This is a genomic window from Micromonospora sp. NPDC048947, from assembly GCF_040649495.1.
Classification (GTDB): domain Bacteria; phylum Actinomycetota; class Actinomycetes; order Mycobacteriales; family Micromonosporaceae; genus Micromonospora; species Micromonospora alfalfae.
Genome location: NZ_JBEZFO010000004.1, coordinates 178,252 through 195,630, shown reverse-complemented (window position 1 = coordinate 195,630; position 17,379 = coordinate 178,252). Strand labels below are relative to the sequence as shown.

Here is a 17,379-nt window from a genome sequence, read left to right as displayed (position 1 = left end):
CACGTCTTTCTAGTGAGGGGAGGGAAATCGGGCGTCAGGCGCGGTGGGGCGTGCGCCCTAGCTGATTGGGAAAGTTGGGGGGCGGACCATCTTGGCGACCGAGGTCTCGGTGAAGTCGCCGAGACCGTCGAGATCCGTGGATTGGCTCACCTCGCGCCACGCGGCGTCCTCCGTGGCCCGGGCCTCGGCGATCAATGGCGCGAGCCAGGCCGCGTCCGAGCCCAGGAGGAGCCGCGCCGGCGGCTGCGGCTCCTCCGTGATCCGCAGGATCACCCGCGCCATTTTTGCTGGATCGCCGCGTTGCACGTCCGGATTGTCGCGGTACGTCCGTACGAAGGCGCCAACTGTCTCGTCGTACTCGTCCTGCATGGGCGGCACGGACATCGGGGCAGCCGCCCACGGCGTGCGAATGCCGCCCGGCTCGACCAGGGTGGCGTGGATGCCAATCGTCTCCACCTCGCGTGCGAGGATCTCCGTGAAACCGCCCAGCGCCCACTTGGCCGCCTGATATGCCGCCAGGCCGGCCTGGGCGCGTCGGCCGCCAATCGTCGAGACGTTCACGATGCTGCCGGAGCGCTGTGGGCGTAACACCGGCAGGGCGGCCCGCACCATGTTGACCGCACCGAAGAAATTGATCTCGACGGTCCGGCGGAACTCGTCCTCCGGCATGTCTTCAATCGAGCCGACGCTGCGGTATCCGGCGCTGTTCACCAGCACGTCGAGGCGGCCGAACTCGCTGACCGCGTACTGGACCGCCGTCCGTGCGTCAGCGCTGGAGGTCACGTCGACGGCGAGTACGCGCAACCGGTCCTGCTGTTGGTCGGGCACCGGCAGGACGTCGGTGGTCAAATCCGTCGCAAGCACGTTGTGCCCGGCCTGCAGCCCGGCATCGACCAGGTGCCGACCGAGGCCTCCGCCCGCTCCGGTCACCAAGAGTGTCTTTGTCATTGCGCCTCACCCACACTTTCACGGAATTTCGGGGCACGGCTGCGCCCTCCACACCGAGCCGCGACAAGCGGCCTGAGCGCATGCTCGGCCACGAACAGTCCGCAGGTCGCCGGGCTCTGGCGGTCAGGACTTAACCGGGTGGTCCGTGGAACGACTGACCTCGGCCCACGTCCGGGCCTCCGTGTTGCGCTCGTCGCCCGATTTCAACGCGATCTCCAGGGCGTCGCTGCCGAGCAGCAGTCGACGCGGGGGCTCCGGCACGTCGAGGATGTCGACGATCGCCTTTGCCATCCGGGCCGGGTCACCAGGCTCGTTGCCGGCGTAGGTCGCGAACCGTTCCAACCACGCGCCGACGGTCTGCTCGTAGCCCTCGCTGAGCTGGCCGGAGGCGGTCGCGGCCCCGGCGGCCCAACCGGTACGGATGCCGCCCGGCTCGACGATCGTCACCTTGATGCCCAGCGGGGCGACCTCGTTCGCCAGCACCTCGGAGAAGCCCTCGACGCCGAATTTCGCCGTCTGGTAGGCGCTGAGGCCTGGGGTGCCGCCGACCCGCCCGCCGATGGACGAGATCTGCACGATGTGTCCGCCGCGCTGGCGGCGCAGGACGGGCAGCGCCGCCCTGGTCACGTTGACGGTTCCGTACAGGTTTGCGTCGACCTGTGCCCGGAACTCATCCTCCGGGAAGTCCTCCACCGAACTGCTGGCGGCGTAACCGGCATTGTTGATCACCACGTCGAGGGAGCCGAATCGGTCGACGGTCGCCGCGACCGCTTTGCGGCACGCCTCAGGCGAGGTGACGTCCAGCAGCAGGGTCAGGAGTCGCTCCGGGTGCTCCCGAGTCAGGTCCGTCAGCGAATGTGGGTTGCGCGAGGTCACGGCAACTCGATCGCCTGCCCCGAGTGCCGCCAGGGTCAGGGCCTTCCCGAGACCCTGGGAACCGCCGGTGATCAGCCATGTCCGTGCCATGGCACCTCCTTCTGTCTAGAACTGAACCCACTCGGATTCAGCCTGCGTGTGCCGCGAGATATGCGTAGTAGATCTTCACCTAACTACGACTCGACTGTAGCACTAACGCACTCGAACACCTCCTCGGCGAGGATGATCGTGAGGTTATCTACTACCACTGTTACGCTTGGAGCTATCATGAGAGCTGACGCCGCCCGCAACCTCGCTGCCGTCCTGCGCACCGGGGCCCGCCTGCTGGCGGAGGACCCGAGCACCTCGATCTCCGCCATAGCCAGCGCGGCGGGAGTGGACCGCACCACCGTTCACCGCCGCTTCGCCAATCGCGAAGCCCTGCTCAGCGCCGTCTTCCAGGCCAAGCTCGACTCGGCGGAGCGAGTCCTCGACGACTCGCGGCTTACGGAGGCTCCGGTAGCGGTCGCATTGCACCGCTACGTGGAAGGGATCATTCCGGTCAGCCGTGACTGGCCCGTCGACACGCGCCGCATGATGCGCGCGGATCCCGCCGCCGACAGACGACGTCAGCAGCAGAGTCAGCGACTGAACGACTTCCTCAAACGCGCTTCCGATGAGGGCTACCTTCGCCCCGACACCTCCCCGGCCTGGGCGCGGGCGGTCCTCAACCAACTGGTGGAGACCGCCGCCCATCACTTCCCCGAAACGGCTCCCCCACGGGCGGCCGACCTGGTCGTGGAGACCTTCCTCAACGGCCTCGGCCCGTCGTGACAACCGGGAGCCGCCACCGAAGTTCGGCCTCGGTCCGGGATCCCGCTTCTCCGGCACCAGGGTTCGGCGGTGTCACATTGACGGCTGATCTTGGTTGTTTCGGTGGGCCGCTTCCTCAATCGCCAGCGCCGCACCTGCGGCGGCGACACGACCTGGGATCGCGCCCAAGGCGACGGCGCAGCCGCAACTCGATGCCATCACTGTGACCCGCGAGAGCTCCACTGGCCCGGTGCACCGGCTTCGTCGGGAGCGTTTGCGTGTAGTTCGACCCGCGCTTCGAGTCCGACTCGCGATACAAGCGCACAGCGCGATGACGTAGCTCGTCGGGGTACTTCTTCGGTGCTGCCGCAGACGACTTGCTCCCCCACGGCGATCAGAACATGGTCAAGAAGCTCCATGAAAGCGGGGGTGGCTTATGGGTCAGCGGTCATTGCCGGCTCCCGCCAGGTGGGTGTGCAGGTCGGCGAGCAGGCGTACGACTGTGCTGACGGATGCACGACGAGCAGGTCGTGCGCAACGATGGCGGCGAGCAGCACGGGTTGACCGGGATCGATGCGGCACATGTGCCGGGCATTCGCCGGCAAAGATAGGTCCCCTCGGCTCCCCACCTGGTGAAGGCCGTCGCTGGCCGAGCAGATGACGAGCATGCCGTGGCGCGGCTGAACGTCGAGGCGGTGGTGCGGGGGCCACCCCAACGCGCGCAGGAGGTGCTGCGCGCTCACCCGGCCACAGCGTGCCGGGAGAGCCATCCCCAGCACCAGGGCCGCGTCGGTGATCGCCGGTGGGCAGACTCGGGCAGGTAGAGCTGGCACCGGCATCGGGATTTGACCCGGACGCGCGGGCAGGACAGCGGGTACGAGTGGACCGACGAGGTGTTCCTTCGGTCGGATAGGTCGTGTCATGACCGAACAACCTCATCCAGCGATAAGGCGCGACACGTCAGAGGCGGCCTGATGCCCTTCACCGGCGTAACGCTGAAATTAATCTGGGATTCGGCGGAAAGCATTGTATGATTAGCACATGCTGTATCGGACCCCTGCGCTGGCCGATGACGACAAGCGCGTGCTTGGCGAACTGGACACCATGCGGGACAACCTGCGGTATCAGATTGCTGAGCCGCACCGCTGGACAGGGCAACTCCGACGCACTCTGATCGCTCACGCTATCCAGGGCTCGAATTCGATCGAGGGCTACCAGGTGTCCCTGGACGACGCGGCCGCGGCCGTCGCCGGCGACGAACCGGTAGAGACGAACCCGCAAACCTGGGAGGTCATCACCGGCTACCGGGACGCCCTGACCTACGTGCAGCAACTCGCCCGCTCACGCGAGTTCGCCTGGCAGCACATGCTGCTCAACGCGCTGCACTTTATGATGCTCCGCCATGAGCTCGGCAAGTGGCCGGGCCGCTTCCGTCCGGGCGACATCCATATCGACGAGGCACACACCGCCCGACGCGTCTACACCGGGCCTGACGCCGACGATGTTCCGTCTCTGATCTCCGAGCTGATCGACTGGCTGGCCGACGGCGAGCCGGAGACACCGCTGCTCGTACGGGCCTCGATGGCTCACCTGAACCTGGTCAAGATCCATCCTTGGCGGGACGGGAACGGCCGGATGTCGCGCTGTCTACACACCCTCGTGCTCGCCCGGGACGGTGTCCTCGCCCCGGAGTTCTCCTCGATCGAGGAGTGGCTCGGCGTCGGCCGGAACACCTACGCCTACTACGACGCACTCGGTGAGGTCGGTGGCCCAACCTGGCAGCCCGAGAACGACACCAGCAAATGGATCCGGTTCTGCCTGAGCGCCCATCACCAACAGGCCCAACTGGTCCGGCAACGCCTCGATCAGGCCGCGCAGCTCTGGGAACTGCTCGACACCTGGGTCCGACGCGCGGGGCTACCCGAGCGGGTCGTCAGCGCCCTGTACCTCGCCGCCACCGGCGGTCGAGTACGCCGGACCCTCTATCAGCGCGACGAGAACCTCACCGACGACCAAGCAACCCGCGACCTTCGCGCCCTCGTCCGGGCAGGCATGCTCGAACAGCACGGCGAGACCCGAGGCAGGTTCTACCTCACCTCGCCAACACTGCGCGACCTCGCCGCCCCCGCGCTGCGCCCCAAGGAAATCATCGACCCGTACCGACGGTGAGGCGCAGGCCCCGGCACTGCCAATCGCCGACAGTCAGCGCCGCGAACGGACACCATTCCCTATCTACCGAATTGAGCCCATGCAGCAGGTCGTACCAACAGCATTCTAGACTCACAACAGCTGGGGCCTAACTAGGCCAAATAGGACAGTCAGTCTGTCCTGATTATCGTGATTTTCCACGATATTTGGTGTCCGAGGGGGGACTTGAACCCCCACACCCTATACGGGTACTAGCACCTCAAGCTAGCGCGTCTGCCATTCCGCCACCCGGACCTGCACGTTCAGCCTACCTTGCCGACCAGATGATCTTTCCATCCGGTGGTTGGCACTGTGGGCCGCACGGGGAGTTACTGTACACGCCGCTCGTGGATCATGCACATTGCCTTCCGACGCCTCCCCCGGGCCGCTTCCGCCGCTGCGCAAGCCGCCTCAAAGCGGCCACTCCGGCACACCGTCGGAGCGTGTCCGGGTAGCGTCCGGCGGCCCTGTGACGGCAGCATTGCCACGTGTCCCATCCCTCCCCCCTGGCAGCCGCCCAGCACCGAGCCCTCGCCCTGCGCGCCGCGGGCGATCTCAGCGCCGCCCGGCAACTGCTCGCGGAGGCCGTCGAATCCGCTCCCCCGCCGTACGGTGCCGACCATCCCGAGGTGCTGCACACCGCGCATCTGCTGGCGCGGCTGCACCGGGAGGGGGACGATCCGCTCGCCGCCCGCCGGGTGTTGGAGGAGGCGTTCGCGGCGGGCGAGCGGCGCTGGGAGCACTCTGACCCGCTGATGCTCGCGCTCGCCTTCGAGCTCGCAGAGGTGGCGGAGGAACTCGGCAACCGGCACGAGGCCCGCCGCAACTACACCCGCGTCGCCACCGCCGGTCCCGCCGCGCTGGGGGCGAACCACCCTGCGGTACGCGCAGCCCGCGACTACCTCGGCCCACTCCCGTCGACGTCGGGCGAGCAGCACCCCACGCCGACACCCGGTCCGGTCCCGGTGACCGAGCCCGGTGCCCGGTCGGCGCTCTCCGGCCCCACCCTGTCGCTGGCGACCCTCGCCGCGATGCGGCCCTCCGCCGGTGGCCCGCCGCCCGCCGTCTCACCCTGGGCGCCGCAACCGCCGGCCGCACCCCGACAAACCCCTCCAGCGGTACGCGCACCAGCCACACCCACGTCGCCCGGCCACGCCACCCCGGCACCGGTCCCAGCCCCTCGTGCGACGCCCGTTAAGCCGGCAGCTTCCTCAATCGCGCCAGTCTCGATCGCGCCGGTGCAGCCCGGCCCGCCGACGGCCCCACCCAGACCCGCGACTCCGCCCCGCCCACGCGCCGACGCGCCACCGCCGGCGAAAGCGATGCCACCCCGTCAACGTCCCGACGAGCAACCGTCCGGACCGGCCCGGCCAGCGGTGGGTCCGGTACCCCGGCCGAGGGCTGAAGGCCCGCCGACGACGCCGGCCGCGCAGGGGTCACCAGACCGACCGCCGTCCGGGCCGGCCGTGGCACCACGTCAAAGGGTGGGTGACCACGCGACCCCGCCGGTGGCCGAGGTGCCGGCACCTCGCTGGGACAACCCCACGATCCAGGTACGGCAGATCGAGCCACTGCTCGCCGAGGAAGCCGCCCGAGCCGTCGACCGACCAACCGCGCCGAGCGAATCGCACAACGTGTCCGGCGCTGAGGCGTCATCATCGGGCAGGCCCTCTCCTACCGTTGGCCAGCCGGGGCCGGCGTACCCGGTGAGCGGACCACCGACCCAGCCCATCGGCGCCCCGCCGGTGACCCCGCCTCCGATCTCCGCGCCCCCCAGCCAGCCGTATCCGGTCTCGGGACCACCGGCGCAGCCGTACCCGGTCTCCGCACCACCCGGCCCCGCATCGCCCGGCCATGCTCAACCCGTGTCCGGGCCCCCCGGCTACGGCCAGCCGGTGTCCGCACCGCCCGGGCACAGCTACCCCGTATCCGGGCCCCCCGGCTACGGCCAGCCCGTGTCCGCACCGCCTGGGCACACCTACCCCGTGTCCGCGCCCCCCGGCTACGCCCAACCCGTGTCCGGACCACCCGGGCACACCTACCCCGTGTCCGCACCTCCCGGCTACGCCCAACCCGTGTCCGGACCACCCGGGCACACCTACCCGGTGTCCGCGCCGCCGGGTTTCGGGCCGCCCGCCTCGGGGCCGCCGTACGGACCACCAGTCTCCGCGCCTCCGGTGAGCGCGCCACCAGTGCCGCCCTGGGGGTTGACCGCGCCACCCTGGAGCAGCAGCGCCCCATCACAGCCCCTGCCCACTCCAGGCACCGACTCCCCCGCGCAGACCACGACGCCTACGCCGATCACGGCGGCTGCGGAGGCCGGCGCCGCTGGGCAACACACGCCCTCTGGGCAGCACCCGCCCGCTGGGCAGAGCAAGCCCGTCGGGCAACACACGCCCGCCGGGCAACACCCGCCCGTCGGGCAGACCATGATGGACGCGGGCGGCACCGGTGCGGACGGTGACTCCGGGCTGGGCATCCTCGACGCCCCGGTGGTGCCGTCCCAGCGGGCCCCGAGCACGATGTCCGACCAGACCGTGGTGCTGCCGTCAGTTCCGGGGGATGGCAGCACGGCTGCGGTCGAGGCCAGTCTGGGCTGGCGAGCCGCGGCCCAGCCCGCTCCAACGGTCACCCCGGCAGGCACCGTCGTCGCGCAAACGCACCTCACGGCCGCCCAGGCACACCCGAGCATCGCTCAGGCGAGCCCGATGGCCGGGCAGTCGAGCCCCGTCGCGCAGCCGGTCTGGTCACCGGGCGTCGGCGCGGACCCGACGCTGGTGCCGCCGGCCGCACCGCCGCCGGCCCAGCAGTACCACCACCAGCCACCCCCGGCGCCGTACCCGACCCAGGACCAACACCAGGCGCCGTACCCGGCCCACGACCAACACCAGACGCCGTACCCGGGTCAGCAGTACCACCCGGTCCCGGACGCGTACCGGGCGGCGTACACCGATGATGGTGGGTCGACGGGCCGCAACCGGGTGGCGGTGATCGGCGCGGTCGTGGCGGCCGGGGTGGCCGTCGTGGCGGTGGCGGGCCTGGGTGCGGTGATGCTGACCCGCGACGATCCGCCGCCGGCCGGGACCGCGCCGACGGCGGCGGCGCCGACGGCTGCCGGGCTTCCGCCGGGCGACCTGAAGTTGCGCGACGATTCGGCCACGATCACGTTGACCTGGACGGACCCGACCGGTGGCGCGGTGCCGTTCATGGTCGCCGCCGGGCGGGCCGGGCAGGCCCTGGGCGTGATCGCCACGGTGGACCCGGGCCGGACCAGCTACACGGTCAACGGGTTGAACTCCCGAGTGGATCACTGTTTCACCGTGTTGGCGGTCTACTCCACTGACAGCTTTGCGACTTCCGGGCAGGTCTGCACCGCGCGGGAGCGCCAAGCCACACCAAGTGGGGAGCCCTCCGGCCGACCGTCGCCGCGCTGAGCCGAGCCGGAACCGCGCCGAGTCGAGCGGAAACCGGGCTGAGCTGGAGGTCCACAACGCACACTCTCGGTATCCACAGGGGTGACGGTGCGGGTTCCCCCGCCACCACCAGCGCCATATGATGGCACCCGGCTCAGGGCAGGGGTCGCCGGAAGGCGCGCCACCTGCCACGACTCAGGGGAGGCAGCCGGCTGTGGCCAGCATCGACGACGCCGTACCGACCGAGGCCCCCCGCTCCCGGTCACGGCTGCGCGGCGGGCTGGTGACCGTCGGCACGGTGGCCGCGCTGCTGGCCGCCATGGGGTTGACAGTCCTCGGGTTGGGTGCGGCGGACAACGCGGTGGCCAACTACGACGCGAGTTCCTGGCTGTGGAGCGCGGCGCGCAGCGAGCTGGCCCGGGTCAACGGGGTCACCGCCCGGGTGGACACCCGCACCGAGATCCCCGGTGCCCGGCAGCACCCGATGCAGATCACCCAGACCGACCGGCTGCTGATCCTGCGGGACCTTCAAACCGGGCAGATCAGCTCACTGGATCTGGCCACCCTCCAGCTCAGCGCGACCACCCGGACCACCCCTGGCCTGGGCGTCAGTGTGGCCCTGCACGAGGACTCGGCGTTCGTCGTCGACGCCGTGCAGGGCATCGTGCGCCAGCTCGACCCGCGATCGTTGACCCCGGTCGGCGAGCCGGTGCGCTATCCGCCGGGCATCGCCGGCGGCACCTTCGACGGTAAGGGTCGACTCTGGATCGCGGTGCCCAGCCAGGGCACCGTCTCGGCGATCACCGCCGCCAAGCTGCCGTCCGCGCCGGCTTCGGCCGCGCCCGCGGGTGCCGGGCTCAGCCCGCAGCGGGTCGAGTCGTACGACGTTGCCGAAGCGAGCCACGAGCTGGTGGTCTCCACCCTGGACGACGGGGTGGCGGTGCTCGACCGCACGGCCGGGAAGCTGGTGCGGGTGCAGCGCGGTGAGGTGCACCCGACGGCGCTGACGCTGTCCGGCCCGGCGGCGCTGCCCGCGCGCACCAGCGGCCCACGGGTGCCGGTCACGGTGACCGCCGACCGGCGGGTGCTGCTGGTGGGTGACGGTGGGCAGGAGAGCGCGTTCACGGTGCCGGGTGAGGGGGATCGGCTCAGCGCGGCGGTGGCCTGGGCGAACCGCTTCTACTGCGCCGACGAGGCCACCGGCACCATCTACTCCTTCGACGCGGCGGGTCAGCTGGTCGAGACCATCCGCGGGCGGGCCAACGGGCCGCTGGAGCTGGAGGTCCGGGAAAACCACCTGTTCATCAACTCCCCCGACGCGGCGACCGCCCGGGTCGTGGACGACAAGCACCAGGTGCGTGAGGTCAACAAGTACGCCAACGACGTGCTCGGCGGTGACCCGCCGCCGGTTCCCCCGCCGCCGCCTCCGCCGAAGAAGCCGCGGGTGGGCAAGCCGAGCGCGCCGCGCAGCGTCACCGCAGCCGCCGGCAACGCCCAGGCGCGGGTGAGTTGGCGGCCGGCCGCCGCCAACGGCGCCGAGATCATCAAGTACGTGGTGCAGGGCGCCGGGCAGCGACTGGAGGTGGGCGCCAACCAGCGTGCGGTGGAGGTGAAAGGGCTGACCAACGGCGAGACGTACCGCTTCGCGGTGCACGCCGTCAACGCCAAGGGCGACGGCCCGCCGCGCAACAGCAACCCGGTGACGCCGACCGCCGCGGTGCCCGATCCACCGGCGAGCGTCACCGCGCAGGAACGGCCGGACGGCACGGTGCTGGTCAAGTGGCCGGCGGCGAACGGGCAGGGCAACACCATCGCGAGGTACGCGGTGACGGCCAGTTCGGCGGGGACGAACGCACCGGCGGGCGAGTCGACGAAGACGGAACTGGCGGTGCCCGCCGGTGAGTTGGAGTTCGGCACCCAGTACGCGTTCACGGTGGTGGCTGTCAACAGCAAGGGCGCCGGGTCGGCGGCGTCCCCGGTCAGCAACACCGTGGTGCCCTTCGCGGCGCCCGGTCGACCGCTCAACCTGCGCGCCGGCACCGTCGCCAACCAGCCGGGCGCGGTGACGGTGCAGTGGGCGCCGGCCGAGGCCAACGGTCGGCCGGTGACGAAGTACCTGGTGGACGTCGGTGGGCGGGTCAGCGAGGTGACGGACACCCGTACGACCGTCACCGGGCTGGGCAACGGCCAGAACGTCACGGTGAAGGTGAAGGCGGTGAACGAGGCGGGGCCGGGCCCGGAGGCCACCGCCACCGCCCGCACGGTGGCCGAGCCACGCGTCACTGTGACCGGCTCGTCGTCGACGGCGACCGGGGCGACTGTCACGTTCACAGTGGACGCCGGTGGCGGGCAGGCCACCTGCACGCTGACCACGACGGGCGAAGCGGCGAAGGCCGGGGCGTGCTCCAGCATCACGATGACGGGCCTGACGCCGGGCACGAATTACACGTTCACTGTGACAGCGAGCAACGCCGCCGGTAAGGGCACCGCGAAGAAGGCGCAGGCCACCCAGCCGCTGTTCGGGATCGCGACCTGCCGCAACGGAGCGTCCGGGCCCGAGTCGACCTACTGTGACAAGGACGTGAGCGGCCGCAACGGTAATGAGATCTTCTCGGTAGCCCGGCAGGACAACGACAAGCAGGTGGGCTGGGCGAAGCCGGGCCGCCGGTTGCAGGCGTACTGCAAGAAGTCGGGCGAAGAGGTGTACGCCTACATCTACAACAGTGACAAGCGCAGCACCTGGTGGGTGCAGGTGAACTACGAGGGGAAGAACTACATCCCCTGGGCCTGGCTCAACCTGGAGGGCGGCGACAACATCAACGTCCTGCCCACCTGCTGAACCACCAGGCGAGGAGCACCACCGACAGTGAACACCCACGAGCCGCTCACCCAACCGGAGGTGCAGGGTTTCGCCGCCCTGGCCGCCCGGCTGGCCGAGAACGTCAACGCGGTGGTGCTCGGCAAGCCGCAGGTGGTGCGGTTGGCGCTGACCGCGCTCTTCGCCCAGGGTCATGTGCTGCTGGAGGACGTGCCAGGGGTCGGTAAGACGACCCTGGCGCGGGCCATCGCCGCCACCGTGAAGGGCGAGTGGCGGCGCATCCAGTTCACGCCCGACCTGCTCCCCTCGGACGTGTCCGGCGTGACGATCTTCAACCAGGCGACCCGGGACTTCGAGTTCCACCCGGGGCCGGTCTTCGCCAACATCGTCATCGCCGACGAGATCAACCGGGCGTCGCCGAAGACCCAGTCGGCGCTGCTGGAGGTGATGGAGGAACGGACCGTCACAGTGGACGGGGTCCGGCACCCGGTGCCCTCGCCGTTCCTGGTGGTGGCCACGCAGAACCCGGTGGAGATGGACGGCACCTACCGGCTGCCCGAGGCGCAGTTGGACCGGTTCCTGGTGAAGCTCTCCGTCGGGTACCCGGACGAGGCGGTCGAGGTGGAGGTGCTGCGCGGCGCGACGGTGCGCTCCCCCGAGGCGCTCGCCCCGGTCACCGACACCGCCACCGTCGGGGAGATGGTCCGGATGGCCCGCCGGGTGCACATCGCCGAGCCGCTCTACGCGTACGCGGTCCGGTTGGCGGCGGCCACCCGCACCCACCCGCAGGTGCGCGTCGGGGTCAGCCCTCGGGGAGTGATCGCGTTGACCCGGGCGGCGTGCGCGTACGCGCTGATCGACGGGCGGGGCTGGATCATGCCGGAGGATCTGAAGGCGCTCGTCGAGGCGGTGTTCGCGCACCGGTTGCTGCTCACCCCGGACGCCCAGGTGCGCGGGATGACCCCCGCGGAGGTGCTGCGCCAGGCCGTCGCCTCAGTGCCGGTGCCGCTGCCGTCGGGGCAACCCGCTCCGGTGCAGGGCTGACCGGCAGCAGCGCGATGGGGATCACCGCCCGCGGGGTCGGGCTGCTCGTCGCCGCCGTGGCGCTGCTGGGGGTGGGTTTCCGGTTCGCGTACCCCGAGTTGACGCTACTCGGCGCGGCGGCCGGCGCGGCCGTCGGCTACGCGGCGTTGGTCGCGGCCTGGCGGCCCCGGCTGACGGTGACCCGACGCGCGGACCCGGACCGGGTGGCGCGCGGCGAGCCGGCGAGCATGACGTTGACAGTGCGCAACACCGGGCGGCTGCGCTCGGCGAACCTGCTGGCCGAGGACCGGTGCGGTGAGCGGATAGTGCCGGTGCCGGTGCTGCGCCTGCGCCCCGGCCGGGACACCGAGGTCCGCTACGACGTGCCGACCGACCGTCGTGGGGTGGTGCCGGTCGGTCCGCTGCGGGTGACCCGACGCGACCCGCTGGGGTTGGTGGCGTTGGCCCGCCCGTACGGTGCGGCGGTGCCGGTCTGGGTGCACCCCCGGATCCATCCGCTGACGGCGGTGCCCCGAGGCTCGGGGCGCAGCCTCGACGGCCGGGTGGACGGGGTTCCGCACGGGTCGATCACGTTCGACTCGCTGCGGGAGTACGTGGTCGGCGACGAGTTGCGCCGGGTGCACTGGCGCACCAGCGCCAGGGTGGGTGAGCTGATGGTGCGGGAGAACGTGGACACCAGCCTGCCGCGCCTGGTCGTGCTGTTGGACAACCGTGCCGCCGCGCACCCGCAGCGGGTCGGCGGGGTGGCGGAGTCGTTCGAGTCGGCCTGCGAGGCGGCGGCGTCGGTCGTCACCGCCGCGCACCGCGCCGACCTGCCGGTGCTGTTGCTGTTGGCCGCCGCGGAACCGGCGGAGGTGACGACGCTCGACGGTGACGCCGACGGCGCGCTCGGGCCGCTGGACCGGCTCGCCGCCGCCGACCTGTCCGCCGACGGTGACGCGGTGCGGGCGGCCACCACCCGGCTGCGGCAGGACCGGCTCGGCGACACCCTGATCTTCCTGACCGGGCCGGGTGGCCGGGCCGAGCTGGGGCACGTGGGGGCGCTGCGCGGGGCGTACCCGTCGGTGGTGGTCGGGGTGTTCGGCGCGGCGGAGCCGACGCCGCCGGGCACCGCCGGCCTGGTGATCGTCGACGCGGCCGACGGCGCGCAGTTCGCCGCCGAGTGGGACGGGGTACGCCGGTGGTGACGGTCGCCGTGCGGGTGCTGCGGGCGGCGGTTCTGCCGCTGGCGCTGATCGGGCTGACGGCGCTCGCCGGGGTCGTGCTCGGCCGGGTGTACGCCGGTGGCCTGCTGACCTGGCTGGTCGTCGGCGCGGCGGCGGGTTCGGTGCTGGTCAGCGTGGCGGCCCGGCGGCTACCGTCCTGGCTGGTGGCGCCGGTGTCGGTGGCCGCGATGGCCGGCTGGACACTGTGGTCGCTGCGGTTGGCCGCGACCCGCGCGCAGTTGCCGGGCGGCCTGTTGGAGGTCACCGCGGACGCCGCCCGCAACGGCATCCCCCGGCTGCTCACCGCGATGATCCCGGTGGAACCCACCCCGGACACCGTGCTGGTGCCTGTTGTCGCGGCCTGGCTGGCCGGGCTGACCGGCGCGGAGGTGGCGCTGCGCACCGGTCGGGTGCTGCTGGGTTATCTGCCGGCGGCGGGGCTCTACGCCGCCGCCCTCTACGTGGTCGGCCCGAACGCCGAACCGGCGCTGGGGTCGACGGTGGTGTTCGTCGCTGTCGCGGCCCTCGGCCTGGCGACTCCCACCCGGACCGCGCCCGGCGGTGGCGATCCGAGCGCCGAACTGGCTCCCCGGGTACGCGCGGCGGTGCGACTGCGCCTGGCCACCAGCGCGGCGCTCGGGGTGGCGGTGGTGGTCGGGCTGGTGGCGTTGCTCGGCCCGGTCGTCGCGGAGCAGGTCGACGGCCGGCCGGTGGACCCACGCCGGTACGTGGAGCCGCCGCAGGTGCAGACGCTCGACGAGAACCCGTTGATCCGGATCTCCGGCTGGGCGCTGCACCCGGAGCAGAAGCTCCTCGACGTGAGCACGCAACGCCCCGACGCACCGCCCGCCGACGCACCGCCGGAGGCCGACCCGGCGGCGGACACCGCGCGCAGTGTGCGGATCCGGTTGGCGGTGCTCAGCGACTACGACGGGGTGACCTGGCGGGTCGGCGCGACGTACCGCAACGCCGGACGGATCCTGCCGGCCGCGACCGCGGCCCGCGACAGCACTGTGCAGACGGTCCGGCAGCAGATCAGCGTGGCCGAGTTGAGCGGTCGGCTGCTGCCCGCGGTGGCGACGCCCCGGGAGGTCAGTGGGGCGCGGGTGGCGTACGACCCGGCGAGCGGAACGCTGATCCGGCCGGAGGGGCTGACGCCGGGGCTGCGGTACTCGGTGACCTCCGCCGAGGAACGGCCGGACGCGAACCTGTTGGCCAGCGCGAACGTGCCCGCCGGCGACGAGGTGGCCCGGGTGCTGCGGGTCGCCGACGGGGTGCCCGACCCGATGCGCCGGCTGGCCACCCAACTCGCCGAGGAGAACGGCGCGCCGTTCGCGCGGGCGTCGGCGATCGAGCAGTTCCTGGCCGAGCACTACCGGGTGGTGGCGGACGCCCCGAGCGGGCACGCGTACCCGAATCTGGGGTTCTTCCTGTTCGGGCCCCGCAACGGCGGCGGGCAGGAGGGCACCTCGGAGCAGTTCGCGGCGTCCTTCGCGGTCCTCGGTCGGCTCTCCGGGCTGCCCACGCGGGTGGTGGTGGGCTTCCGGACCAGCGGGCAGGGGCCGGTGCTGGCCGGTGACGCGTACGCCTGGCCGGAGGTGCTCTTCGACGGGCTGGGATGGGTGGCGTTCGACCCGCTGCCCCGCCCCGATGACGAGCCGAGACCGGTGGAGGAGGATTTCCGCCCGACGCCGGAGGACCCTCCGCCGTCGGAGGCGCCGGCGCCGACAGCGGAGCCGAGCGCCTCACCGGAGCCGGCGGACGCCGCCGACGCCCCGCCCGGCCCGGACGGGGTCTCCACGCCGGTGCTGGTCGCCGGCGGCAGCGGCGGTCTGCTGCTGGTGGTGGGGGCACTCCTGCTCACCCTGTTGGCGATGCGCCGTTCCCTCACCCGCAGCCGACTCGTGCGGGGCGACCCCGGTCAGCGCATCGCCGGCGCTTGGCGGGAGGTCACCGACGCGCTCCGGCTGGCCGGCAGACCGGTCGGTGACGACCTGGCCGCCACCGAGATCGCCGGGCACGCCCGCCGGACCCTCGCCGACGCCCGGGCGGGCACTACCGGCCACGAACCGACCGGGCGCGACACGACCGCCGACCCGGACGCCGTCGCGCCCACCGGCGGCACAGCGGGGGCAGACGCATCCGGCCCGGTGGTCGACGAGTTGGCGGCCCTGCTCAATCAGGTGGGCTTCGCCCCCGCCGCCGCGACTCCCGACCAGGCGGCTCGCGCCGCCGAGGTGGCCACCGCCTACGTGGCCACCCTGCGCTCGGCCCGCCCCTGGTGGCGGCGTCTGCTCTGGTCGGTGCACCCCACTCCGCTGCGCCGCGCCCGCCGCTCTCCCCGATGAGCAGGCGCACGGCGGTAACACCTGCGGTCGGCTCCTCCCCCGCGCAGGGGAGTGCGGTACCGCCGCTGGGGGATCCCCACGTCGTTCATCCTGTGAGCTACTGGAAGACCACCTGTCGACCACTGTGGAGCGTTGATGAACCCGCACTATGACGGCTTCCTCGCCGACCACTACACCTGGATGTTCGGTGCGCCCTACCCGGCGCTCGTCGCGGAGCAGCTCGATGCGCTGCGCCGAGCCGGCGTCGCGGAGCCGACCGGCACCGGCCTCGCCGTCGACCTCGGCTGCGGCTCGGGTTTCCAGTCGGTCGCGTTGGCCAGGATGGGTTATCGGACCGTCCTGGCGGTCGACAGCAGCGCCAAGCTCCTCGCCGAGTTGGAACTGCACGCCAGTGACCATCCGGCGATCCGCGTCGTCCACGACGACCTGAGCCAGGTCGCGGCGAACCTCCCGGCCGGCACCGCCGAACTGGCGGTGTGCATGGGCGACACGCTCACCCATCTGCCCGACCGCCGGGCCGTCACTGAGCTCTTCGTCGATCTGTCCGCCGCCCTGGCGCCGGGCGGTCGCCTCGTCCTCAGCTTCCGCGACCTCACCACGAGCCTCACCGGGACGAGCCGGTTCATCCCGGTGCACGCCGACGCCGACTCGATCCTGACCTGCTTCCTGGAGTACGAACCCGACGTCGTCACCGTCCACGACCTGCTCCACCAACGGAGCGCTCAGCAGGGCTGGACACTGTCCGCCAGCTCCTACCGCAAGCTACGCATCGCGCCGGAGTGGGTCACCGACCAACTCACCGAAGCCGGCTTCCGCGACGTCGGCCAGGCACCCGCACCCCGGCGGATGACCCTGGTGACCACCACCCGCCAGCGGTAGTGACCGGCCAGCTCGACGGGTGAAATCAGGTGGCTCGCGCGCCGCACACCGTTGACCATCAGAGCGTGGATCAGCATTCGAGCGACATCGTCGACTACTACACGCAGCGCTACCGCGAAGACCAGCGACTCACCGCCCGCCCACAGGGGCGACTGGAGTGGATCCGCACGACGCAGCTCCTGCGGGATCTCCTACCCGGCCCTGGTGCCCGGGTGCTGGACATCGGTGGGGGCACCGGCGAGTACGCACGGGCCCTCGTCTCCGCCGGCTACCAGGTCCGCCTCGTCGATCTGGTGCCCAGCCACGTCGCGCAGGCCCGCGATGGGCACCCTCCGGTCGAGGCACAGGTGGCCGACGCGCGTGCGCTTCCCGACGCCGACGACGGGTACGACGCCGCGCTGCTGCTGGGCCCGCTCTATCACCTGGTACGCCGCGCCGACCGGCTCCAGGCGCTCCGCGAGGCGGTCCGGGTGACCCGCCCCGGCGGTCTCGTCGTGGCCGCCGTCATCTCCCGCTTCGCCGGCCCGTTGGACTTCGCGGCCACCGGACGACTCGACGAACGGCTGCTCGACGAGGCCAGGGCGCTGCTGAGCGACGGTGTCAACGATCCGAGGATCGGGTTCACCCACGCCTACTTCCACCGCGTCGAGGAGATCACCGACGAGTGCGCGGCGGCGGGGCTGACCGATGTCGTCGTACACGGGGTGGAGGGTCCGGCCTGGACGGCGGCGGAGGCGGCGGCGGACGGGCCGGCGCGGGACGCTGTCTTCGCCGCGGCGTTGGACCTGGCCCGGCTCTACAGCAGCGAGCCGGCGCTGATCGGTTCCAGCGCTCATCTCCTGGCCGTGGGGCGCGTTCCGATGCGGTAG

At 71.8% G+C, this 17,379-nt stretch carries 11 protein-coding genes and 1 tRNA gene; 9 read left to right on the top strand and 3 right to left on the bottom strand.

Features of this window, described 5'->3' with window-relative positions; genetic code table 11:
• Positions 1–57: 57 nt before the first annotated feature.
• Entirely contained in the window at positions 58–948 is an 891-nt protein-coding gene (locus AB0B98_RS08225; RefSeq protein WP_357361518.1) for an SDR family NAD(P)-dependent oxidoreductase, read from the bottom strand.
• 123 nt (positions 949–1,071) lie between these two features.
• Positions 1,072–1,914 (bottom strand): SDR family NAD(P)-dependent oxidoreductase, encoded by an 843-nt coding sequence (locus AB0B98_RS08220; RefSeq protein WP_357361517.1) that lies wholly within the window; start codon positions 1,912–1,914, stop codon positions 1,072–1,074.
• Between the two features lie 177 nt (positions 1,915–2,091).
• On the opposite strand from AB0B98_RS08220, the gene AB0B98_RS08215 reads away from it, so the two are divergent.
• Both AB0B98_RS08215 and AB0B98_RS08210 read left to right on the top strand, forming a co-directional pair.
• Positions 2,092–2,637 (top strand): TetR/AcrR family transcriptional regulator, encoded by a 546-nt coding sequence (locus AB0B98_RS08215; RefSeq protein WP_130402258.1) that lies wholly within the window; start codon positions 2,092–2,094, stop codon positions 2,635–2,637.
• 1,020 nt (positions 2,638–3,657) lie between these two features.
• Positions 3,658–4,785 carry a Fic family protein gene (locus tag AB0B98_RS08210; protein ID WP_357361516.1) on the top strand — a complete coding sequence of 376 codons (1,128 nt, stop codon included), beginning with the start codon at positions 3,658–3,660 and terminating at the stop codon, positions 4,783–4,785.
• Positions 4,786–4,971: 186 nt separating this feature from the next.
• On the opposite strand, the gene AB0B98_RS08205 is transcribed toward AB0B98_RS08210, so the two are convergent.
• Positions 4,972–5,058, bottom strand: a tRNA-Leu gene (locus AB0B98_RS08205).
• A 233-nt stretch (positions 5,059–5,291) separates the two neighbouring features.
• On the opposite strand from AB0B98_RS08205, the gene AB0B98_RS08200 reads away from it, so the two are divergent.
• From AB0B98_RS08200 to AB0B98_RS08170, 7 genes are all read left to right on the top strand, one after another.
• Positions 5,292–8,237 carry a tetratricopeptide repeat protein gene (locus AB0B98_RS08200; protein WP_357361515.1) on the top strand — a complete coding sequence of 982 codons (2,946 nt, stop codon included), beginning with the start codon at positions 5,292–5,294 and terminating at the stop codon, positions 8,235–8,237.
• Between the two features lie 193 nt (positions 8,238–8,430).
• On the top strand, positions 8,431–11,055 hold the full coding sequence (locus AB0B98_RS08195; protein ID WP_357361514.1) for a fibronectin type III domain-containing protein: 2,625 nt from the start codon (positions 8,431–8,433) through the stop codon (positions 11,053–11,055).
• A gap of 27 nt (positions 11,056–11,082) precedes the next feature.
• A complete protein-coding gene (locus AB0B98_RS08190; protein ID WP_112583044.1) occupies positions 11,083–12,078 on the top strand; it encodes a MoxR family ATPase in 996 nt (331 codons plus the stop codon).
• A 14-nt stretch (positions 12,079–12,092) separates the two neighbouring features.
• Positions 12,093–13,265 carry a DUF58 domain-containing protein gene (locus tag AB0B98_RS08185; protein WP_357361513.1) on the top strand — a complete coding sequence of 391 codons (1,173 nt, stop codon included), beginning with the start codon at positions 12,093–12,095 and terminating at the stop codon, positions 13,263–13,265.
• Entirely contained in the window at positions 13,259–15,631 is a 2,373-nt protein-coding gene (locus AB0B98_RS08180; protein WP_357361512.1) for a transglutaminaseTgpA domain-containing protein, read from the top strand. The genes AB0B98_RS08185 and AB0B98_RS08180 overlap by 7 nt, the downstream gene beginning before the upstream one ends.
• A gap of 135 nt (positions 15,632–15,766) precedes the next feature.
• The gene (locus tag AB0B98_RS08175; RefSeq protein ID WP_357361511.1) at positions 15,767–16,510 is read left to right on the top strand and encodes a class I SAM-dependent methyltransferase; all 744 of its coding nucleotides are present in this window, start codon (positions 15,767–15,769) and stop codon (positions 16,508–16,510) included.
• 65 nt (positions 16,511–16,575) lie between these two features.
• Positions 16,576–17,379, top strand: a complete 804-nt coding sequence (locus AB0B98_RS08170) for a class I SAM-dependent methyltransferase (RefSeq protein ID WP_357361510.1) — start codon at positions 16,576–16,578, stop codon at positions 17,377–17,379.

What these genes read in the sequence shown, in the direction of transcription:
- AB0B98_RS08225 (WP_357361518.1), bottom strand. Translation starts at nt 948, where the DNA reads ATGACAAAGACACTCTTGGTGACCGGAGCGGGCGGAGGCCTCGGTCGG.
- AB0B98_RS08185 (WP_357361513.1), top strand. Translation starts at nt 12,093, where the DNA reads ATGGGGATCACCGCCCGCGGGGTCGGGCTGCTCGTCGCCGCCGTGGCG.
- AB0B98_RS08175 (WP_357361511.1), top strand. Translation starts at nt 15,767, where the DNA reads ATGAACCCGCACTATGACGGCTTCCTCGCCGACCACTACACCTGGATG.
- AB0B98_RS08220 (WP_357361517.1), bottom strand. Translation starts at nt 1,914, where the DNA reads ATGGCACGGACATGGCTGATCACCGGCGGTTCCCAGGGTCTCGGGAAG.
- AB0B98_RS08210 (WP_357361516.1), top strand. Translation starts at nt 3,658, where the DNA reads ATGCTGTATCGGACCCCTGCGCTGGCCGATGACGACAAGCGCGTGCTT.
- AB0B98_RS08215 (WP_130402258.1), top strand. Translation starts at nt 2,092, where the DNA reads ATGAGAGCTGACGCCGCCCGCAACCTCGCTGCCGTCCTGCGCACCGGG.